Source organism: uncultured Bradyrhizobium sp. (genome assembly GCF_964252615.1).
GTDB lineage: Bacteria > Pseudomonadota > Alphaproteobacteria > Rhizobiales > Xanthobacteraceae > Bradyrhizobium.
Map to the genome: position 1 here is coordinate 30,368 of NZ_CAXUNQ010000035.1, position 19,876 is coordinate 50,243.

19 protein-coding genes are annotated in these 19,876 nt (G+C 61.9%); 16 read left to right on the top strand and 3 right to left on the bottom strand.

What is annotated here, in order from left to right; all coding sequences use genetic code 11:
• Nucleotides 1-6: 6 nt before the first annotated feature.
• Both ACFE72_RS16750 and ACFE72_RS16755 read right to left on the bottom strand, forming a co-directional pair.
• On the bottom strand, nt 7-2,373 hold the full coding sequence (locus ACFE72_RS16750) for a hypothetical protein (RefSeq protein WP_375414238.1): 2,367 nt from the start codon (nt 2,371-2,373) through the stop codon (nt 7-9).
• A 170-nt stretch (nt 2,374-2,543) separates the two neighbouring features.
• Nucleotides 2,544-3,110 carry a hypothetical protein gene (locus ACFE72_RS16755; RefSeq protein ID WP_375414239.1) on the bottom strand — a complete coding sequence of 189 codons (567 nt, stop codon included), beginning with the start codon at nt 3,108-3,110 and terminating at the stop codon, nt 2,544-2,546.
• Between the two features lie 151 nt (nt 3,111-3,261).
• Between ACFE72_RS16755 and ACFE72_RS16760 the strand changes: the two genes are divergently transcribed.
• From ACFE72_RS16760 to ACFE72_RS16780, 5 genes are all read left to right on the top strand, one after another.
• On the top strand, nt 3,262-3,471 hold the full coding sequence (locus ACFE72_RS16760) for a hypothetical protein (RefSeq protein ID WP_375414240.1): 210 nt from the start codon (nt 3,262-3,264) through the stop codon (nt 3,469-3,471).
• 24 nt (nt 3,472-3,495) lie between these two features.
• Nucleotides 3,496-4,959, top strand: coding sequence for a radical SAM protein (locus tag ACFE72_RS16765; protein WP_375414241.1), 1,464 nt, complete (start codon nt 3,496-3,498; stop codon nt 4,957-4,959).
• 150 nt (nt 4,960-5,109) lie between these two features.
• Nucleotides 5,110-5,436 carry an NIPSNAP family protein gene (locus ACFE72_RS16770; RefSeq protein ID WP_375414242.1) on the top strand — a complete coding sequence of 109 codons (327 nt, stop codon included), beginning with the start codon at nt 5,110-5,112 and terminating at the stop codon, nt 5,434-5,436.
• 22 nt (nt 5,437-5,458) lie between these two features.
• Nucleotides 5,459-6,310: a 3-deoxy-8-phosphooctulonate synthase gene (kdsA, locus tag ACFE72_RS16775; RefSeq protein ID WP_375414243.1), complete on the top strand. Its 852-nt coding sequence runs from the start codon at nt 5,459-5,461 to the stop codon at nt 6,308-6,310.
• Between the two features lie 92 nt (nt 6,311-6,402).
• The gene (locus tag ACFE72_RS16780) at nt 6,403-7,572 is read left to right on the top strand and encodes an MFS transporter (RefSeq protein WP_375414244.1); all 1,170 of its coding nucleotides are present in this window, start codon (nt 6,403-6,405) and stop codon (nt 7,570-7,572) included.
• 105 nt (nt 7,573-7,677) lie between these two features.
• Here the strand turns inward: ACFE72_RS16780 and queF are convergent, their stop codons facing one another.
• Nucleotides 7,678-8,163: a preQ(1) synthase gene (queF, locus tag ACFE72_RS16785; RefSeq protein WP_375414245.1), complete on the bottom strand. Its 486-nt coding sequence runs from the start codon at nt 8,161-8,163 to the stop codon at nt 7,678-7,680.
• A gap of 123 nt (nt 8,164-8,286) precedes the next feature.
• Between queF and eno the strand changes: the two genes are divergently transcribed.
• The 11 genes from eno (at nt 8,287) to lpdA (ending at nt 19,350) form a co-directional block, all read left to right on the top strand.
• Nucleotides 8,287-9,570, top strand: a complete 1,284-nt coding sequence (eno, locus tag ACFE72_RS16790; protein WP_375414246.1) for a phosphopyruvate hydratase — start codon at nt 8,287-8,289, stop codon at nt 9,568-9,570.
• 46 nt (nt 9,571-9,616) lie between these two features.
• Nucleotides 9,617-10,759, top strand: a complete 1,143-nt coding sequence (locus ACFE72_RS16795) for a zinc-binding dehydrogenase (RefSeq protein WP_375414247.1) — start codon at nt 9,617-9,619, stop codon at nt 10,757-10,759.
• 78 nt (nt 10,760-10,837) lie between these two features.
• Nucleotides 10,838-11,986 carry a CaiB/BaiF CoA transferase family protein gene (locus ACFE72_RS16800; RefSeq protein ID WP_375414248.1) on the top strand — a complete coding sequence of 383 codons (1,149 nt, stop codon included), beginning with the start codon at nt 10,838-10,840 and terminating at the stop codon, nt 11,984-11,986.
• 105 nt (nt 11,987-12,091) lie between these two features.
• Nucleotides 12,092-12,649, top strand: a complete 558-nt coding sequence (locus tag ACFE72_RS16805) for an NADPH-dependent FMN reductase (RefSeq protein ID WP_375414249.1) — start codon at nt 12,092-12,094, stop codon at nt 12,647-12,649.
• 66 nt (nt 12,650-12,715) lie between these two features.
• Nucleotides 12,716-13,036 (top strand): septum formation initiator family protein, encoded by a 321-nt coding sequence (locus tag ACFE72_RS16810; protein ID WP_375414250.1) that lies wholly within the window; start codon nt 12,716-12,718, stop codon nt 13,034-13,036.
• Nucleotides 13,037-13,175: 139 nt separating this feature from the next.
• Nucleotides 13,176-14,198 carry a pyruvate dehydrogenase (acetyl-transferring) E1 component subunit alpha gene (gene pdhA / locus ACFE72_RS16815; protein ID WP_375414251.1) on the top strand — a complete coding sequence of 341 codons (1,023 nt, stop codon included), beginning with the start codon at nt 13,176-13,178 and terminating at the stop codon, nt 14,196-14,198.
• A gap of 83 nt (nt 14,199-14,281) precedes the next feature.
• Nucleotides 14,282-15,697 (top strand): pyruvate dehydrogenase complex E1 component subunit beta, encoded by a 1,416-nt coding sequence (locus ACFE72_RS16820; RefSeq protein WP_375414252.1) that lies wholly within the window; start codon nt 14,282-14,284, stop codon nt 15,695-15,697.
• Between the two features lie 3 nt (nt 15,698-15,700).
• Nucleotides 15,701-16,006 carry a DUF5076 domain-containing protein gene (locus tag ACFE72_RS16825; RefSeq protein ID WP_375414253.1) on the top strand — a complete coding sequence of 102 codons (306 nt, stop codon included), beginning with the start codon at nt 15,701-15,703 and terminating at the stop codon, nt 16,004-16,006.
• 2 nt (nt 16,007-16,008) lie between these two features.
• On the top strand, nt 16,009-17,391 hold the full coding sequence (locus ACFE72_RS16830; RefSeq protein ID WP_375414254.1) for a pyruvate dehydrogenase complex dihydrolipoamide acetyltransferase: 1,383 nt from the start codon (nt 16,009-16,011) through the stop codon (nt 17,389-17,391).
• Nucleotides 17,392-17,394: 3 nt separating this feature from the next.
• Nucleotides 17,395-17,925 (top strand): hypothetical protein, encoded by a 531-nt coding sequence (locus ACFE72_RS16835; RefSeq protein WP_375414255.1) that lies wholly within the window; start codon nt 17,395-17,397, stop codon nt 17,923-17,925.
• A 3-nt stretch (nt 17,926-17,928) separates the two neighbouring features.
• Nucleotides 17,929-19,350: a dihydrolipoyl dehydrogenase gene (gene lpdA, locus ACFE72_RS16840; protein WP_375414256.1), complete on the top strand. Its 1,422-nt coding sequence runs from the start codon at nt 17,929-17,931 to the stop codon at nt 19,348-19,350.
• Nucleotides 19,351-19,876: the final 526 nt, after the last annotated feature.

Below are 19,876 nucleotides of genomic sequence, written 5' to 3' on the forward strand. Positions count from 1 at the left end.
CCGCAGCTATTTCTTCAGCACGGCGTCGATTTCATCGATCGCCAGCGACGGCAGGAACGGATCGTCCTGGTCATTGTAGAAGCCGCTCAGGATATCGGGATCGATCGCCGCGATCTTGCTTTTCGGGATGGTATTGCCGTGGCCGGTCTCCCAGGCCGACTGCCAGATCATGGACAGATACCGGACGCCAAGGGCGATGACGTCCGCGGTCGCGTCGCCGAATTCTTCCCACATCGCGTCCAGGGTCGCGACGTTGTTGTTGGCACCGTGGCTTTGGAAGAATTCGCACAGGTCGATCGGCGGAATCTTCGTCGCAGTCGCATCCATCAGCCTGATGATCGCCTTTGCCGCCTCGAAGCCGCTGGTAACGAGCGGCAATCCGTGTGCGCCGTCGGGCAGGGCCTTCCTGACGGCCTTGAGCAGGTCACGCTTGTGCCGATCCAGCATCTTGGTCTCATAGGCGGAATGTACGCCCTTGCCGAAAATGACCGTCTCGACCTTGCCGGTCTGCGGATGGTGCTTCTGCACCGTGCGGGTGGGGTCGCCGTCGGCGAACATCGATCCGTGCAGCGGCTGGCAGGCATCGCCGACATAATGCGCCACGATGCCGGCGGCGGCCACGAAACGCGCAGTATCCTTGTCGCGCGCAAATTGCGCCATCGCATCGAAGAACTGCCAGACCCGGAACGGCAGAATGCCTTCGTTGAACTTGCTGCGCTTCTTGCCGGTGTCATCCTGCTCGGCGATGTCGGCGTAGTAGGTATCCCACGCCTCGATCGACAAAAACGCGTCGTTCGCCAGGCAGAGGTCGCGCAACGTCTGTCCTTTTGGACCGGGATGGCTTGCGGGCTGATAGGGAATGTCGATATCGGCGTAGTGCTGGGGATGCTCCGGTCCGGTGCTCCGGCCGGGGCCGGAGAAGGCGATATCGCGCCCGCCGGTGTGGCTTTTGAACTGCTTCCAGACTTCGTCCGGGACGTCGGCGAGCGGGATGAAACCTTCGTCCGCATGCGCCTGTTTGATGAGATCGTCGAGGTTCTCGTCGCGGATCGTGTCGAGTTCGAAACTGAGATTCGTCAGATTCTTCTTCATCAAATCGGCAACCGGGCCGGTTCCGAGAAGGCCCGCGGCAAAGGCTGCGATACTGTAGTGCCCGACGCGGCCCCAATAACCCTGCACGCCGCGGTCAAGATCCGTCACCAGTTCGACATCGAGCAGCTTGCAGACATTGCTGAGGCTGGTGGCGACGGCGAAATTCGACCGCTCTTTGCCGTCGCCGAAAACCTGGCCGCCCCACTCGATCGCCAGCGGACGCAGATCGCGTTGCGCGAGCGGCTTCTTCGGCTCTTTGGGCTCGTCCTTTGTGACGTCGAGATGCCATATCGCGCCGGAATCGCCGTGGCGCGTATTCGCCGTGGTGCCGTTGGGCGCGATCAGGAAATCCCCTACATAGTCATACCCTCCCACCGAGCGATAACGATAGAACAATGCCTTGATGGTGCCCCCGAGTAGACCGCTCGCGGCTCCGAACGCCCAGACCGGCTGATCGATCAGTTTCATCGTCAGGTTCTGTTCGTAGATGTCGGCGAGATGCCCGACCGCCGGCAGTCCGTAAACGTTGCTGGACCATTGCTCGACGTCATCGACGCGCACGAGGCCTACATCGAGGTTGAGGTAGGATTGCCGTTGCGGGAAGGCGGGATAAACGGTCGAGAACGGCAGCCTCGTGAGCTGTTTCGGAGAACTCTCGCCGATGCGAAGTTCGCCGCCGCGAAGACGGCTGAAGATCGGTGTTCCCGGTTCGCCGCAGGCGTGCCGCGCCGTCAGCACGTAGGTGAGGTGACCGTCCGAGACCAGGCAGCCCGCCGTCGCCTGACGTGCGGCGCCCTGCACGGTGGTCAGAATGGGAAGACCGCCGCCGAGCCAGCTCATCGGCCAACGGCCGACCAGTGAGCGATCGGCGGGATTGTCCGCGACCTCTTCGACCTTTACCACGCAAACCGGAACGGCGCGGCCATCGGGCATATAGAGCCGCTTTGGCACCATGTCCGTCGGGTGGCGGCCATCGCCGCCCGCAAAAGCCGTTTCGGGAAGCCATTGGCGAACGAACGCGATCACGCACGGCCACGAGTAGTCACGGACTTCGGAGTTGCCCAGTGTACGTTCGGTCGTGATCTTCTTTTTTAAAGGTTTGCCCCCTTCACCCTTTGCCCTCGGCCAGTCTTCATCATGCCGGATCAGATAAAGCCCGATGGCCGTCCCGACCACATTGGCCTTGTTGAGGAGGTGGAAATGGTAGAGATCGCGCGCCTCAAGCAGGTCCTTGATCGAGAGACTGGCGAAATTGGGTTCGGCGTCCAGCACGCTATCCATGGCTGCGTCTCCTATCGATATTACGACGAAGCGTCCGTTCCGCCGCTGAAATTGCGTAAAGTAAGATACAGTCGAAAGGTGCAGTATGTACGATATCGATGTCCGCGCCAAGGCAGCCGGGGTCGGGACCGGTCAAATTCCGCGACTCGGTCGAAGGATGGCGGCGGGGGCTATCGTGGTCGGACGGGCTTTCCCGGCTTTGAACGAAATATGCCGAAGCGATAGTTCGGAATATCGACCTCGACGTCGATTTCAGTAAAGGCGCTGTCGGCGCGCAGCGTATCGACGATGGTGTTCATCGCGATCACGGTCATTGCCCGGTTGCGCGGCTTCCTGAGCCTGTCGATGAATTGTGCGGCGGCATCCGGGAAAAACGGGCTGTTCAGCAGCAGATACGACACGTCATCGTAGTTTTGCGTCAGCGCGTCGCCCTGGATGACATCGACATTGGTCAGGCCGAGGCGCCGCGTGGTTCGCAGCATCGCGGCGCATCGGACCGGTAGAATTTCGATGGCGCGCAGGCGGCAGGACAGGATGCAGGCGCCGTAAAACACCACATGGCCGTATCCCGCGCCGGCATCGCAGAACAGTTGATCCGGCCGCGGGTCGATGGCGCGGAAAATCTCGCGGGCCTCATGAAATGACGTGGCCTCGAATGTAAAATTCTGGTTGCCGAAACGATGCAGCAGCGCAGGCAATTCACCGGCCTGCTTTTCGTTGCCAGGTACGACGCGCAACGCGCGTTCAAGACTCGACTCCGTGACATCCGCCGTTCCCTCGTGGAAATTTCGGACGATTGCTGCGGCCGGGCGGCGTGCGCTGGACATGCATCGGAACTTATGAGAACGTATTGAACCGGTGCAACCTAAAAATTATTTGGAGTTGATCATGACTCTCGTTGCCTACGGCACGGCCATTATTACCGCCCTGGAAAATGCACGAACCAAACTTGAAGATCTCAAGGTGCTGCGCGATCACGCGTACTCCGTTCTCAAAGCGCAAGGCGACCTTAAAGGGGCACTTGGCAAATTGGAAAAAGAAATCAAGGCGCGCGAGCGCGCTGCGACCAAGAAGACGGCGAAGTCGAAAAAGAAATGACGCGCGGTTGCGGGTGACGCGCCGATGTCGATCGCGCAGGTGAACGGCGAGCGGCAGGCAACGCCGCAACGTTTGCGGACTGTACAGGATCGGCGCCTGCACGTGCCTGTCCACGTCGTCTGGGAAATCACGCTCGCCTGCAACCTGAAATGCGGTCACTGCGGATCGCGGGCCGGAAAGCGGCGCGCGAACGAGTTGTCGACGGCAGAATGCATCGACGTCGTTCGTCAGCTTGCGGCGGCGGGGACCCGGGAAATCACGCTGATCGGCGGCGAGGCCTACCTGCGCCGGGACTGGCTGGAGATCGCTGCGGAAATCGCCCGGCTTGGCATTTTGTGCAGCGTGCAGACCGGCGCCCGCGGCCTGACCAAAGAGCGGATTGCGGCGGCTTATGCCGCAGGGGTGCGCGCCATCGGCGTGTCGGTCGACGGCCTCCGTGATCTCCACGATTCTCTGAGAGGGGTGTCGGGCAGCCACGATCAGGCGATCCGCGCCATCGAGAACATTCGCGCCGTCGGCATCGAGCCTGGCGTCAACACGCAGATCAATGCGCTGTCGATGCCCCAGCTGCCGCAGATATTCGACGAAATCGTCGCGGCCGGCGCCCGTTCCTGGCAGGTGCAATTGACTGTCGCAATGGGTAACGCGGTCGACAACGCCGCATTGCTCTTGCAGCCCCACCAGATCATCGAAGTCGTCGATTGCCTCGCGCGTCTCTATCACAAAGGCCGCGACATCGGCTTTCGCCTGCTGCCGGGCAACAGCATCGGATATTTCGGACGCCATGAACCCCATTGGCGTTCGCTGACCAGCAACATCGAACACTGGACCGGCTGCAACGCCGGGGAGACAACGCTCGGCCTCGAGGCCGACGGGACCATCAAGAGCTGCCCGTCGTTGCCCAAATCGCATTATTCCGCGGGTGGAACCCGGTCGACGCCAATCGAGGACGCGCTGCGCAATCTCGAAAGCCGGACGGTTCGGCGTGACGGCAATCGCGGCCGCAGCTTCTGCGGCTCCTGTTACTACTGGAACACCTGCCAGGGCGGCTGCACCTGGGTCTCGCATGTCCTAGAGAGCAAGCGCGGCGACAATCCTTATTGCTATTACCGTGCAACTACGCTCGCCAAACGTGGGTTGCGGGAGCGAATCGTAAAAGTCGCGGAAGCGCCGGACCAGCCGTTCGCCGTCGGCCGTTTCGAAGTCCGGCTTGAACGTGCCGACGGATCGCGTGCGCCGCGTTCCCTGGGGCTTGACGACAAGCGGCGCAAGCGCGGGCGCCTCGTTCTGTGCCGGTCCTGCGACGAATACATCTATGCGGCGGAGCGCGCTTGCCCGCATTGCGGCGCCGCGCACGGCCCGGAGACTGCCGCCGACGAAACGTTCAGGCGGGAAATCCAGACGTCGATCGACGAAGTCGAGCGCCATGGCCGCCGGATACTGGAGATAGCCGGCATGGCGGGCGGGGATATTCCGGCACGTGAGTAATTCACCGCAGCTTGTATAATGCGGATTATCTCGCCGAGATTGTGCGTAGACCGCGCTCCGACCGATTTGTATCGCGAAACCCGCGAGATACAATCAAGACATCCCTTCGTTCACCCGCTATAACCGCGGCGCAAGAAACGGAGGAAATCGATGATCTACGAGATGCGCGTCTATCGCTGCGTGCCGGGGCGGCTGCCAGCACTGCTGAAGCGCTTCGAGAACACGACGCTGAAACTTTGGGAGAAGCACGGCATTAAGCAAGCCGGGTTCTTCACGACGCTGATCGGGGAATCCAATCAGGAACTGACCTACATGCTGGCATGGGAATCGCTCGCCGATCGCGAGACGAAATGGAACGCGTTCCAGAGCGACCCCGACTGGATCGCCGCGCGCGCCAAGACCGAAGAGGACGGTCAGATCGTCGGCAATATCGTCAGTCAGTTGCTGGTTCCGACCGCGTTCTCATCGGTAAAGTGATGCGCAAGTCAGGAAACCCGCATTGAACAATGCTCACCAGGCCGCGCCGGTCGTCGCCTTAGGTCCGGTAAAATTCGGCAATGGCCTGCCGATCTCGGTCATTGCCGGTCCGTGCCAACTGGAAAGCCGGGCGCACGCGCTTGAGACGGCATCGGCGCTGAAGGAAATCGCGGGGCGGTTGAAGATCGGCATCGTTTACAAGACGTCATTCGACAAGGCCAACCGCACCAGCGCCTCCGCGGCGCGCGGCATCGGCCTTGCTGAGGCGCTGCCGATCTTTGCGGAAATTCGTTCCTCGCTGGGAATGCCGGTGCTCACCGACGTGCACGAGGCCGCGCAATGCGGCGAGGTCGCGCAGGCCGTCGATGTGCTGCAGATCCCGGCCTTTCTGTGCCGTCAGACCGATCTGCTGCTGGCGGCGGCGGCGACCGGCAAGGCCGTCAACGTCAAAAAGGGGCAGTTCCTGGCACCTTGGGACATGGCGAACGTCGTAGCCAAGATTACCGGCGCCGGTAATCGCAACGTGCTGGTGACCGAACGCGGGGCCTCGTTCGGCTACAACACCCTGGTATCGGACATGCGCGCGCTGCCGATCCTCGCCCGCAGCACCGGCGCGCCGGTCATTTTCGACGCCACCCATTCGGTGCAGCAACCTGGTGGTAAAGGTGCGTCATCCGGCGGCGAACGCGAATTCGTCCCCGTGCTGGCGCGTGCCGCGGTCGCGGTCGGCGTCGCCGGCGTGTTCATCGAAACCCATCCCGATCCGGATTCCGCGCCATGCGACGGCCCCAACATGGTGCCGCTGCGCGAGTTCGAAGCTCTGCTGCGCATCCTGATGGGGTTCGACGCGCTTGCAAAGCAGGCGGCGCCTTGATGCCGGCGGGCAGGACCGCCGCATGAAGCCGTTTTTTAGTTGAGCATGATCATGTCCAAAAACCGGTATCCACTTTTTGGGATCATGCTCTAATGCCGCCGCTTCTGAATATCATCGCGCTGGCTACCTTCGCCGCGAGCCTGTCGGCGCGGGCGCTGGATCCGGTACTGCCGCATGTCGCCGAAGACTTTGCGGTAAGCATCGCCGCCGCGGCGAGTTTCGCGGCGGTGTTCGCGTTCACCTTCGCCATCGTGCAGCCGGTGCTGGGAGCGGCGGCCGATCTGTTCGGCAAAGCGCGGTTGATGATTATTTGCCTCGTGCTGCTCGGCCTTGCCAGCATCCTCGGCGCGCTATCGGCCTCGTTTCCGATGCTGTTCGCCACCCGCATCCTCGCCGGCATCGGCTCCGGCGGGGTGTTTCCGATTGCGCTGGGGCTTACCAGCGATCTGGTCGCACCCGACAAGCGTCAGGTCGCGATCGGACGCACGCTCGCCGGCGCCATGACCGGCAACCTGCTGGGCGCTTCCGCCTCCGGTCTGATCGGCGATTTTCTGGGCTGGCGGGGGGTGCTTGCTGTACTCGGCGTGTTGGTGATCGCAGCATCGGTCGCAGTGGCCATCGGCTTCAAAGGCGCGGCTCTGACGCAGGCGCCACGGACGAATTTCTCCGCGCTCAAACATGGCTACCGGACCATCTTCGCGAATCCAAACGCCCCGGTTTCCTATTCGGCGGTTTTCATCGAGGGCTGCTGCGTGCTCGGATTGTTTCCATTCATTGCGGCATTTCTGTTTGAGCTTGGTGTAACCAGCCTGTCGATCGCGGGCGTCGTCATTGCCGGGTTCGCCGTCGGCGGCCTGTTCTACACCATGAGCGTGTCACGCTTCCTGCCGCGGCTCGGCGTCAAGGGCATGATGATATCGGGAGCAACCCTTGTCGGGTTGCAGCTTGCCGTCATTGCATTCGGTCCGGGTTGGACCATCCAGGCCCTGAGCCTTTTGTTCATGGGCTGGGGGTTCTACATGATCCATGGATGCCTGCAGGTGTTTGCCAGCGAACTGTCCGTCGAAGCCCGCGCCACGGCGCTGTCGCTGCATTCCTTCTTTTTCTTCATGGGCCAGACCATCGGACCGATCGCTTATGGCTTTGGCCTCGCATACCTCGGCAAAATTCCGACGCTTCTGACCAGCGCCGCCATCATGATCGCGCTGGGTTTGGTGTGCGCAAAGCTGCTGCGTCAGACCAGGCCTGCGGATGCCGCATAAGACTTTCCCGGACGCAGCGCAGCGGGCGTCTTCGGCGTGTGGCTGCGAGGCTCCGCGGCGCGCGCGAAGAACGCTGCACGAGGCTCGGATCACTGCGCGGCTTGTTCATCCGCGTCCGCGATAGGGCGGCACGCCCTGGTCCGGAGCCCACACATCCTTCGGCAGCTTGCCGGTCTGCCAGAACACGTCGATGGGAATGCCGCCGCGCGGATACCAGTAGCCGCCGATGCGCAACCATTTCGGTTTGATCTCGGCGGCAAGACGCCTGCCGATCGATACCGTGCAATCCTCGTGGAACGCGCCATGATTGCGAAAGCTTGCAACGTAGAGCTTCAGGGATTTCGACTCCAGTAGCCGCTGCCCCGGCACATAGTCGATCACCAGATGGGCAAAATCCGGCTGCCCGGTGACCGGGCAGATCGAGGTGAATTCCGGCACGGCAAAGCGCACCAGATAATCGGTGCTGGTTTGCGGATTGGGGACGCTGTCGATCTGCGCTTCGTCGGGGAAGCGCGGCCACTCCACGGCCCGGCCGAGTTGGAGTTCGGGCGATTTCGGCGTGGATTTTGATTTGCGGGGCTTTTTAGACATAGTGATCTCCGTTGCCGGTTTCTTAGCCAATCGGGCCATTGAGGTCACGCGCCCTTTTCCCGCTGAAGCCCTTGCTATAGAAGCACCGTCAAACTTCCCCCATTGCATTCCAAGAGGCTCCTAATGACAGCCATCGTCGACATCATCGGCCGCGAAATTCTCGACAGCCGCGGCAATCCTACGGTCGAAGTCGATGTCGTGCTGGAGGATGGGTCGCTCGGCCGCGCCGCGGTGCCGTCGGGGGCATCGACGGGCGCCCATGAAGCGGTGGAGCTGCGCGACGGGGACAAGGCGCGCTACCTCGGCAAGGGTGTGCGCAAGGCGGTCGACGCCGTCAACGATGAACTGTTCGACGCGCTGGGCGGCATGGATGCCGAACACCAGGTCCTGATCGACCAGACCATGGTTGGACTCGACGGCACACCGAACAAGAGCCGGCTCGGCGCCAACGCCATCCTCGGCGTCTCGCTGGCGGTGGCGAGGGCGGCGGCGGAATCCTTCGACATGCCGCTTTACCGCTATGTCGGCGGCACCTCGGCGCGGACGCTGCCGGTACCGATGATGAACATCATCAATGGCGGCATGCATGCTGACAATCCGATCGATTTCCAGGAATTCATGATCATGCCGGTCGGCGCCGCGACTTTCGCAGAAGCGTTGCGTTGCGGATCGGAAATCTTTCACACCCTGCGAGGCGAATTGAAGAAAGCCGGGCACAACACCAATGTCGGCGACGAAGGCGGCTTCGCGCCGAATCTGCCGTCGGCCGACGCCGCACTTGAATTCGTCATGGGCGCGATCGGCAAGGCGGGCTATAAGGCGGGCCACGACGTGATGCTGGCGCTGGACTGCGCCGCGACCGAATTCTTCAAGGACGGCAATTACGTCTATGGCGGCGAGAACAAGACCCGCAGCGGTTCGGAACAAGCAAGGTATCTCGCCGATCTCGCATCGCACTATCCGATCGTTTCCATTGAAGATGGCATGTCCGAGGATGACATGGACGGCTGGAAGGAACTGACCGGGTTGATCGGCGGCAAGTGCCAGCTGGTCGGAGACGACCTGTTCGTCACCAACGTGACGCGGCTCGCCGACGGCATCAAGCACGGCCGCGCCAACTCCATCCTCGTCAAGGTCAACCAGATCGGCACGCTGACGGAGACGCTCGCGGCGGTCGAGATGGCGTTCAAGGCCGGCTATACCGCGGTGATGTCGCACCGCTCCGGCGAGACAGAGGATTCCACCATCGCCGATCTCGCGGTCGCCACCAATTGCGGACAGATCAAAACCGGCTCGCTGGCGCGCTCCGACCGGACCGCGAAATACAATCAATTGCTCCGCATCGAGCAGGAACTCGGAAGCGAAGGGAAATACGCGGGCAGGGCGGTGCTGAAGGCGCTGGCGTAGGATCGCGAAACGTTCTGAATTCAAGAAAGATAACAGGGAGCTGGAGATGAGTGCCGACAGCAAGACCGGACTGGAGCTTCGTTCGCTCATCAAGAAGAGCGGCGAACTGGAAATATCGCTGGCGCAGGTTTCGATCCCCGAGCCTAAAGAGAATGAAGTCGTCGTCCGTGTCGAGGCCTCACCGATCAATCCTTCCGATCTTGGTCTCCTGACCGGCGCCGCCGATCTCAGCACAGCCAGGCTGTCCGGAACCAAGGACGCGCCGGTCGTCACGGCGAAGGTGCCGGAGGCGGCAATGCGGGCAATGGCGGGACGGCTCGATGAATCGATGCCGGTCGGTAACGAAGGCGCCGGCGTGGTGATCAAAACCGGCTCGTCGGAGCCCGCCAAGGCGTTGATGGGCAAGACGGTGTCGATGATCGGGGGCGCGATGTATGCGCAGTATCGCTGTATCAATGTTTCCGATTGTCAGGAGCTTCCCGCGGGTACGACCGCGGCCGATGGCGCGTCGTGGTTCGTCAATCCGCTGACCGCGCTCGGAATGACCGAGACCATGCGGCGCGAAGGTCATAAGGCCCTGGTGCACACCGCGGCGGCATCAAACCTCGGCCAGATGCTCAACAAGATATGCATCAAGGACGGCATCGATCTCGTCAATATCGTTCGCAGCGCCGGGCAGGGGGACCTGCTGCGCAAGATCGGCGCGAAATACGTGGCGGATTCGACAGCGCCCAGCTTCATGGACGATCTGACCAATGCCTTGGTCGAAACCGGCGCCACCATCGCGTTCGACGCCATCGGCGGCGGCAGGCTGGCGGGACAGATCCTGACCGGCATGGAAGCGGCCGCCAACAAGACCGCCAAGGTCTACAGCCGCTACGGATCGTCCACGCACAAGCAGGTCTATATCTACGGCGCGCTTGACACGCGGCCGACTGAACTGGTCCGAAATTTCGGCATGGCCTGGAGCGTCGGCGGCTGGCTGCTTTTCCCGTTCCTGATGAAGATCGGGCGGGCCGAAGGGCAGAAGCTGCGTCAGCGCGTCGCCTCGGAATTGAAGACGACCTTTGCCAGCCATTACACGAAAGTGGTGTCGCTGCAGGAGGCACTGCAACTGGAAAATATCGCCGCCTACAGCAAACGCGCGACCGGTGAAAAATTCCTCATCGATCCGGGCAGGGGTGCCTGACATCGTCGCATGGCATCGAGGTTGGCATTGCACGAGGTGCGCACACGCGCGGCCGAAGCGTCTTAAGGAGACAACGCCATGAACGGGCCGCTCGCGGGCATTAGGGTGATCGAAATCGGGCAGGCGGTCGCCGGGCCGATGGCCGGCATGATCCTCGGCGACATGGGCGCCGAGGTGATCAAGATCGAAAAGCACGACGGCGGCGACGACGCGCGGGGGTGGGGACCGCCGTTCATCGACGGCGACTCCATGTTGTTCCATTCGATGAATCGCAACAAGAAATCGGTCACGCTCGATATCAAGAATCCCGAGGACGTGGCCAAGCTCAAAACCCTGGTGTCGTCGGCCGACATCCTGATCCAGAACCTGCGCGCCGGCATCGTCGCCGAACTCGGCATCGGTCCGGATGTCATGTGCGCGCTGAACCCGCGGCTGATCTATTGCTCGGTGTGGGCGTTCGGCAAGAACGGCCCGTTACGCAACGCGCCGGGCTTCGATCCGCTGCTGCAGGCCTACGGCGGCGTGATGTCGCTGACCGGACGGCCGGACGATCCGCCGACCTTCTGCGCGCCCGCGATCAACGACCGCGCCACCGCGCAGTGGTGCGTGATCGGCGCGCTCGGCGCGTTGCAGGCGCGCCATGCAAGCGGCAAGGGCTGCGTGATCGACACCGCGCTGTTCGACAGCGCCGTGGCGTGGGTGGAGGGACCGCTCAACGGTTACAACCATACCGGAAAACCGCCGCAACGTTTCGGCGGCGCCAGTTTTACGCTGGTGCCGTATCAGGTGTTCGAGACGTCGGATCGTCCGATCTGCATCGCGGCGGGCAACGACCGGCTGTTCGTGAAATGTGCGGCCGTGCTCGGCCACCCCGAATGGGCCGGCGATCGGCGCTTTCTGCAGGTCCGCGACCGCGCGGCGAACCGCCATGCGCTGATCGAGCTGATGAAGCCGGTGCTGAAGACGCGCAGCCGCGCCGAATGGATGGCGGGACTGGAGAAGGCCGGCGTGCCCTGCAGTCCGGTCAACGATATTCCGGAATTGTCGCAGACCGAACAGCTCCAGGCGGCGGACCTGCTGCGCAACCTGCCGGGCACCGAGCTCAACGTCGTCGGCCTTCCCATCGTGTTCGATGGCGTACGCCCGTATCCCCGTTCCGATGCGCCGAAACTGGGTGAGCACAACGCAGAAGTTCTGTCGGAACGGCGCGCGAGCGCCGCGGAATAAACGATTCCTGCCGGGTGAACGGCAAATAGATGCACTTGCATCTTTGTTGCGCAGAGGCTAGATCAATGCAGCCGCTTTCGCCCCCGTTCCAGCAAAGGACATCCCATGGCCGCCCTGTACAACATTGTCGTCATTGTCGGCAGCCTTCGCAAGGAAGCCTATACGCTCAAGATAGCCAACGCGCTTTCCAGACTTGCTCCGGAGACGCTGAAGCTGGACGTCACGACCCTTCACGACATCTCGTTTTTCAACCAGGACCTTGAAGCGGCACCCCCGAAGGATTGGCTGGCGTTCCGCGAAAAGCTGCAGAAGTCCGATGGCGTGCTGTTCGTCACGCCCGAATACAATCGCTCAATTCCGGGCGTGCTGAAGAACGCGATCGATGTCGGATCGCGCCCTTACGGCAAGAGCTCGTTTCTCGGCAAGCCGATCGGCATCGTCAGCAATTCCCCGGGCGTGCTCGGTGGCGTCAACGCCGCGATGAACTTGAAGCAGCTTCTTCCCGGCATTACCGGCCCGATCATGGGGCAGCCGGAAATCTATCTGGTCGGTGTTGGCGATGCGTTCGACGATCAAGGCAACCTGGTCAAGGAACCGATGCAGAAGGTGATGAAGCAATATATCGACGCCTACGCGGCCTTTGTCGACCAATACAACAAATAGCCTTGCAGGACGCGTTGCCCCCCGGCTGTTAGGATTCCCTTAACCGGACCGTCGCATCGTCGCGGCATGGTTTCACGCACCCGACTCAAATCCCTGCTCACCGGGCTCGCTCTTTACGCGGTCGCTGCGATGATGGTCGGCTATTTCGGCGTCAACGCCTATACCGGCAAATACGGTTTGAACGCGCGGCAGGAGCTCGATCAGGAAATCATCGCGCTGACCTCCGAACTGGCGCGGTTGAAGCGGGAACGCACTGAGGGCGAGCAACGGGTGTCGTTGTTGCGGTCCGACCGGGTGGATCCGGACATGCTCGACGAGCGCGTCCGCTACCAGCTCGATTATGCGGACCCCCGTGAACTGGTCCGGTCGGTCGATCCGAAAAACTGACATCGATTTGGATTGCAACCTTGAATAATAGTCTACGTTGCACCGCGGCATGATGAATTCGTCCCGGCGTCACGCAATCCTTTCAAGGCGATTTGAGTTGGGGTAGAGAGGGCTATCCGCTCTCTCATCCGGAACTGCCATGGCCGCACCGAAAAAAACCGTCGCTAGGGAAGAAAAAGGAAACGGCTCGGGCGATTCCGTTGCCGAATTCAGCAAGGAACAGGATCTGCAGGCGTTGCGTGACATGCTGCTGATCCGGCGGTTCGAGGAAAAGGCCGGCCAGCTCTACGGCATGGGCGCGATCGGCGGCTTCTGCCATCTTTATATCGGGCAGGAAGCCATCGTCGTCGGCATGCAGATGGCGTTGAAGAAGGGCGATCAGGTTATAACCGGATATCGCGATCACGGACATATGCTGGCCTGCGGCATGGAAGCCAAGGGGGTCATGGCGGAGCTGACCGGGCGCTACGGCGGCTATTCCAAGGGCAAAGGCGGCTCCATGCACATGTTCAGCAAGGAGAAGCATTTTTACGGCGGCCACGGCATCGTCGGCGCGCAGGTTTCGCTCGGCACCGGCCTGGCCTTCGCCAACCGCTACCGCGGCAACGATCATGTCAGTCTTGCCTATTTCGGCGATGGCGCGTCCAACCAGGGCCAAGTCTACGAAAGCTTCAACATGGCAGAACTGTGGAAGCTGCCGGTGATCTACGTCATCGAGAACAACCGCTACGCCATGGGCACTTCCGTGACCCGCTCATCGGCGCAAACCGATTTCTCCAAGCGCGGCATCTCCTTCAACATTCCCGGCGAGCAGGTCGACGGCATGGACGTCCGCGCCGTGAAGGCGGCGGCCGACAAGGCGGTCGCATGGTGCCGCGCCGGCAAGGGGCCGTTCATCCTGGAGATGCAGACCTACCGCTACCGCGGACATTCGATGTCGGATCCTGCGAAGTACCGCACCCGGGAAGAAGTCGACAAGGTCCGCCACGATCAAGACCCGATCGAGCAGGTGCGCAATCGCCTGCTGGAAGCCGCCATGACCGAGCAGGAACTGAAGCAGATCGACGCCGAGGTGCGCGAAATCGTCAACGCGTCGGCGGATTTCGCGCAAGCCGATGCCGAACCCGATGCGTCCGAATTGTGGACCGATGTCTATCGCTGAACGCGGGCGCGTATCCCGCAAAAGCGGATGCCGGTTTTGCGATCAGGATACGCGTAGGTTAACGATCAAGTTTCGGAGTTGATATGCCAATTCAAATATTGATGCCTGCGCTGTCGCCGACCATGGAGAAGGGCAATCTCTCCAAATGGCTGAAGAAGGAAGGCGAGACCATCAAGTCCGGCGACGTCATCGCCGAGATCGAGACCGACAAGGCGACGATGGAAGTCGAAGCCACCGATGAGGGCACCCTCGGCAAAATCCTGATCCCGGAAGGCACCGCCGACGTTGCCGTCAACACCCCGATTGCGACCATTCTGGCGGACGGCGAAAGCGCCGCCGATCTCGGCAAGGCCGGTGCTCCGGCCAAGCAGGAGAAAGCCGCGGAATCCGCACCGCCTGCCGAAGCAAAGCAGGAAACTCCGGCCGAAGCCAAATCCGGCGGCGGTGAACAGAAGAAAGCGCCGGCCGCTCCGAAAGCCGCCGCCGAACCCGATCCCGAGGTGCCGGAAGGCACCGAGATGGTGACCATGACCATTCGCGAAGCGCTGCGCGACGCCATGGCCGAGGAAATGCGCCGGGATCCGGACGTCTTCGTCATGGGTGAGGAAGTCGCGGAATATCAGGGCGCCTACAAGGTCACCCAGGGCCTGCTGCAGGAATTCGGCGATAAACGGGTGATCGATACGCCGATTACCGAGCACGGCTTTGCCGGCGTCGGCGTCGGTGCCGCGATGGCAGGGCTGAAACCGATCGTTGAATTCATGACGTTCAACTTCGCGATGCAGGCGATCGACCAGATCATCAATTCCGCGGCCAAAACGCTCTATATGTCCGGCGGCCAGATGGGCTGCTCGATCGTTTTCCGCGGCCCGAACGGCGCCGCCGCCCGCGTCGCCGCCCAGCACAGCCAGGATTACTCGGCGTGGTATTCGCAGATTCCCGGCCTCAAGGTGATCGCGCCATTCTCCGCCGCCGACTACAAGGGCCTGCTCAAATCCGCGATCCGCGACCCCAATCCGGTGATCTTCCTCGAAAACGAAATGCTGTACGGGCAATCCGGTCCAGTACCGAAGCTGGACGATTACGTGATTCCGATCGGCAAGGCGCGCATCGTGCGGTCGGGCGGCCACGTCACCGTGGTGTCGTGGTCGAACGGCATGAGTTACGCGCTGAAAGCCGCCGATGAACTCGCCAAGGAAGGCATCGAGGCCGAGGTCATCGACCTGCGTACCCTGCGCCCTCTCGACACCGATACGATCATCGCGTCGGTGAAGAAAACCGGTCGCGCGGTAACGGTCGAGGAAGGCTGGCAGCAGTCCGGCGTCGGCGCGGAAATCGCGGCGCGCATCATGGAACACGCTTTCGACTATCTCGACGCGCCGGTGGCGCGGGTCTCGGGCAAGGACGTGCCGATGCCCTACGCCGCCAATCTCGAAAAGCTGGCACTGCCCTCGGCGGCCGAGGTGGTCGAAGCCGCCAAAGCCGTTTGCTACCGGTGAGCCATGGCCGGCCCGAAAGAGCAGCCATTGCCTCCGGACGTCATCGGCCGCGACGACGCCACGGAGGTGCTGCGCGCGTTCGTGGTCGATGAGGGCCTTTCAATCGCGTTCATGCGCGCGTTCGAGGAACCGGATATGTGGGGGCTGCTTCTCGTCGATATCGCACGCCATGCCGCGCGCGCTTACGCCCGGGAAAGCGATTATTCCGAAGCCGAAGCGCTGAGGCGCATCGTTACAATGTTCGACGCAGAAATCGCGCGGCCGACCGACATCGGCAAAACCACGCCGCGGTCGCAACAAGGTCACTGACAATGCCAATCAACATCCTGATGCCTGCGCTGTCGCCGACGATGGAAAAAGGCAACCTTGCCAAATGGCTCAAGAAGGAAGGTGACAAGGTCAAGTCCGGCGACGTCATCGCCGAGATCGAGACCGACAAGGCGACCATGGAGGTCGAGGCGGTCGACGAGGGCACCATTGCCAAAATTTTGGTGCCCGAAGGCACCCAGGACGTGCCGGTCAATGACGTGATCGCGGTGCTGACCGGCGACGGCGAGGATATGAAGGCGGCGGGCGCAGCGCCTCAGCAGGCCAAACCTGAAGCAAAGCCCGAAGCCAAAGCCGAGGCAAAGCCCGAAGCAAGCTCCGGGACCAAGGCTGACGCACCGAAAGAGAAAGCCGCGCCTGCGCCTGCCGGGAAGGCGCCGGCCGCACCTGCGCCTGCAGCCGCGCCGGCAAAAGGATCCGCGTCGCAAGCCGACGGCCACGATCGCATTTTCTCGTCTCCGCTCGCCCGCCGTCTCGCCAAAGAAGCCAATATCGAACTCGCGCGCATCAGCGGCTCCGGCCCACATGGCCGCGTCATCGCGCGCGATGTCGAGGAAGCCAAATCCGGCAAGGGGTTGAAAGCTCCGGCTGCCGCACCCGCCGCCGCGCCGGCGATGGCGCCCTCGATGTCGGACAAGCAGATCCTCGGGCTCTACGAGGAAGGCTCCTACGATCTCATCCCGCATGACGGCATGCGCAAAACCATCGCGCAGCGGCTTACCGCCGCAACGCAATCGATGCCGACGTTCTACCTCACCATCGACTGCGACATCGGCAAGCTCACGGCCGCGCGCGAGGAGATCAATGCCGCGGCGCCAAAGGACAAGGACAAGAAGCCGCTGTACAAGCTTTCGGTCAACGATTTCGTCATCAAGGCGATGGCGCTGGCGCTGCAGCGCATCCCCGAGGCCAATGTCAGCTGGTCCGAAGGTGCGATGCTCAGGCACAAGCATTCCGACATCGGCGTCGCCGTCGCTCTGCCGTTCGGCCTGATCACGCCGATCATCCGCCAGGCCGAGACCAAGTCGATATCGGCGATCTCGAACGAAATGAAGGACCTTGCCGCGCGCGCCAGGGCCAGGAAACTGAAGCCGAATGAATACCAGGGCGGCACGTCGTCGGTGTCCAATCTCGGCATGTACGGCATCAAGGATTTCACCGCGGTGATCAATCCGCCGCAGTCGTCGATTCTCGCGGTCGGCACGGGAGAGCAGCGCGCCGTGGTGCGCAACGGCCAGATCGTGCCGGCGACCATCATGAGCGTGACGCTGAGTTGCGACCATCGCGCCATCGACGGCGCGCTCGGCGCCGAATTGATCGGCGCATTCAAGACGCTGATCGAAAACCCGGTGATGATGGCGGTGTGAGGAGTGAACAGTGTTGTTTCCGCTCCATTCGTCAGCCGGTCGCCGCCAATGGTACCGGGTGAAACGTTGATCCGTTTTGGAGAGGCGCTGCAAAAGGTGTTTGTACCTTCGGGCTTTCTCGGCACGCTTGGCACTTACCTCCTCTGGTTTTTCCTGTTTTTTGCCTTGTGGAATCCCTGCTGGCGCGAATTGCGCGACTGGGGAATGTATACGCACGATATCGAAGGCGGCTATCTGATCATCTTTGGGCCACCGATCGTCGGTATCGTTTTCCTGCTAGCATCGTTCGTCGCTCTGAGCTGTGCTTGGGTCGTATCTGGCGTGGCGCAGCGACTGCGGATCGTCCGTTTGCTGCTGCTCCTCCCGAGCGTTGCAGTGTTTGTCCTGTTAAATCGCGAGTCGTTTGGGCGGCTACCGTTTGTCTGGCGTTTTCCGCTTGCTGAGTTGTCGGTACTGCTCGTTGGGGTCTGGATCGGTCGATTACCCGCGTGGTCGGCAACTGCTCTCGATCGCGAAGTTACGAAAGGCGTATAAGATATGGCCGACACCTCCTTCGACGTCATCATCATCGGCTCCGGACCCGGCGGCTACGTCACCGCGATCCGCGCGGCGCAGCTTGGCTTCAAGACCGCGATCGTCGAGAAGTCGTATCTCGGCGGCATCTGTCTCAACTGGGGCTGCATCCCGACCAAGGCGCTGCTGCGCTCGGCCGAGATTTACCACTACATGCAGCACGCCAAGGACTACGGCCTGTCAGCCGAGAAGGTGTCGTACGACCCCAAAGCGGTGGTGCAGCGCTCGCGCGGCGTCTCCAAGCGCCTCAATGACGGGGTTGGCTTTCTGATGAAGAAGAACAAGGTGCCGATCATCTGGGGCGAGGCATCGATCGATGCACCGGGCAAGGTTACGGTGAAAAAATCCGGCGTCGAGGCGCCTAAGGGTGCGCTGGAGGAGGGGACGTATCAGGCCAAGCACATCATCGTCGCGACCGGGGCGCGGCCGCGCGTGCTGCCGGGGCTCGAGCCCGACAAGAAGCTGGTGTGGACCTATTTCGAGGCGATGGTGCCTGACAAGATGCCGAAGTCGCTGCTGGTCGTGGGATCCGGCGCCATCGGCATCGAATTCGCGTCGTTCTTCCGCACCATGGGCGCCGACGTTACCGTGGTCGAGGTGCTGCCCCAGATCCTTCCCGTTGAGGACGCGGAGATTGCGACGCTGGCGCGCAAGCAACTGGAGAAGCAGGGCATCAAGATTCTCACCGGCACCAAGGTGACAAAACTCGAGAAGAAAAGCGACAGCGTGATCGCGACCCTCGATGACGGAAAAGGCAAACCCCAGACGATCGAAGTCGACCGGGTGATTTCCGCGGTCGGCGTGGTCGGCAATATCCAAAACCTCGGGCTGGAAAAACTCGGCGTCAAGACCGATCGCGGCGTCATTGTGGTCGATGGTTTCTGCAAGACCAACGTGCCCGGCATCTATGCGATCGGCGATGTCGCCGGGCCGCCGATGCTGGCGCACAAGGCCGAGCATGAGGGCGTGATCTGCATCGAGGCCATCAAGGGCCTGCATCCGCACGCCATGGACAAGAACCTCATCCCCGGCTGCACCTATTGCCACCCGCAGGTGGCGTCGGTCGGCCTCACCGAAGCGAAAGCGAAAGAGGGCGGCCGCGACATCCGCGTCGGCCGCTTCCCGTTTGTCGGCAACGGCAAGGCGATCGCGCTCGGCCAGGACCAGGGGCTGGTTAAAGTGATCTTCGACAAAAAGACCGGCCAGTTGCTGGGCGCGCATATGGTCGGCGCCGAAGTGACCGAGCTTATTCAGGGATATGTCGTCGCGATGAACCTCGAGACCACCGAGGAAGAGCTGATGCACACCATCTTCCCGCACCCGACATTGTCGGAGATGATGAAGGAAGCGGTGCTGGATGCATATGGCCGCGTGCTGAACATGTAGGATCTCATGTCCCGGGCGCGAAGCGCTGCTTCGCAGGACCGGGATCGTAACGAACACCAAACTTTGTTACGGCCCCGGCTCTGCACCACACCGCCCATGGCGCGTCGAAGATGCGCGTAAACGCGCTTATACGCTGTGTCATGCAAGGAACCGGGGTCCCGGTTCTGCGAAGCGGCATGAAGAATGCCGCATCGCGCCCGGGACACGGGGAGGTCGTCATGGCCGGGTTGACCCTGCTGGATGCACACATCTCGTCATACGCGGGCTTGACCCGCGTATCCATCCATCTTCGGAAAGAGTCGTTTCGAAGGGGATGGATTGCCGGGTCAAAGCCCGGCAATGACGATGAGATGTGTGCATCCAGTAGGGCTTGACCCGGCAATCCATCCTGCTTCGCAAAAGTCTTTTGCCAAGAGCGACGGATACGCGGGTCAAGCCCGCGGTTGACGCGGCGTTTGTTGCGGCGTGTTCCGCGCTCCACGGGGCGCGTTCCCCGGACGCAGCGCAGCGCGCAGCCCTTGCGGAG

Bases quoted from the DNA above. Each gene is read 5' to 3' on its own strand.
- ACFE72_RS16750 (WP_375414238.1), bottom strand. From the start codon at position 2,373: ATGGATAGCGTGCTGGACGCCGAACCCAATTTCGCCAGTCTCTCGATC.
- ACFE72_RS16760 (WP_375414240.1), top strand. From the start codon at position 3,262: ATGACTCTCGTTGCCTACGGCACGGCCATTATTACCGCCCTGGAAAAT.
- ACFE72_RS16765 (WP_375414241.1), top strand. From the start codon at position 3,496: ATGTCGATCGCGCAGGTGAACGGCGAGCGGCAGGCAACGCCGCAACGT.
- ACFE72_RS16770 (WP_375414242.1), top strand. From the start codon at position 5,110: ATGATCTACGAGATGCGCGTCTATCGCTGCGTGCCGGGGCGGCTGCCA.
- ACFE72_RS16780 (WP_375414244.1), top strand. From the start codon at position 6,403: ATGCCGCCGCTTCTGAATATCATCGCGCTGGCTACCTTCGCCGCGAGC.
- queF (WP_375414245.1), bottom strand. From the start codon at position 8,163: ATGTCTAAAAAGCCCCGCAAATCAAAATCCACGCCGAAATCGCCCGAA.
- eno (WP_375414246.1), top strand. From the start codon at position 8,287: ATGACAGCCATCGTCGACATCATCGGCCGCGAAATTCTCGACAGCCGC.
- ACFE72_RS16795 (WP_375414247.1), top strand. From the start codon at position 9,617: ATGAGTGCCGACAGCAAGACCGGACTGGAGCTTCGTTCGCTCATCAAG.
- ACFE72_RS16800 (WP_375414248.1), top strand. From the start codon at position 10,838: ATGAACGGGCCGCTCGCGGGCATTAGGGTGATCGAAATCGGGCAGGCG.
- ACFE72_RS16805 (WP_375414249.1), top strand. From the start codon at position 12,092: ATGGCCGCCCTGTACAACATTGTCGTCATTGTCGGCAGCCTTCGCAAG.
- ACFE72_RS16810 (WP_375414250.1), top strand. From the start codon at position 12,716: ATGGTTTCACGCACCCGACTCAAATCCCTGCTCACCGGGCTCGCTCTT.
- pdhA (WP_375414251.1), top strand. From the start codon at position 13,176: ATGGCCGCACCGAAAAAAACCGTCGCTAGGGAAGAAAAAGGAAACGGC.
- ACFE72_RS16820 (WP_375414252.1), top strand. From the start codon at position 14,282: ATGCCAATTCAAATATTGATGCCTGCGCTGTCGCCGACCATGGAGAAG.
- ACFE72_RS16825 (WP_375414253.1), top strand. From the start codon at position 15,701: ATGGCCGGCCCGAAAGAGCAGCCATTGCCTCCGGACGTCATCGGCCGC.
- ACFE72_RS16830 (WP_375414254.1), top strand. From the start codon at position 16,009: ATGCCAATCAACATCCTGATGCCTGCGCTGTCGCCGACGATGGAAAAA.
- lpdA (WP_375414256.1), top strand. From the start codon at position 17,929: ATGGCCGACACCTCCTTCGACGTCATCATCATCGGCTCCGGACCCGGC.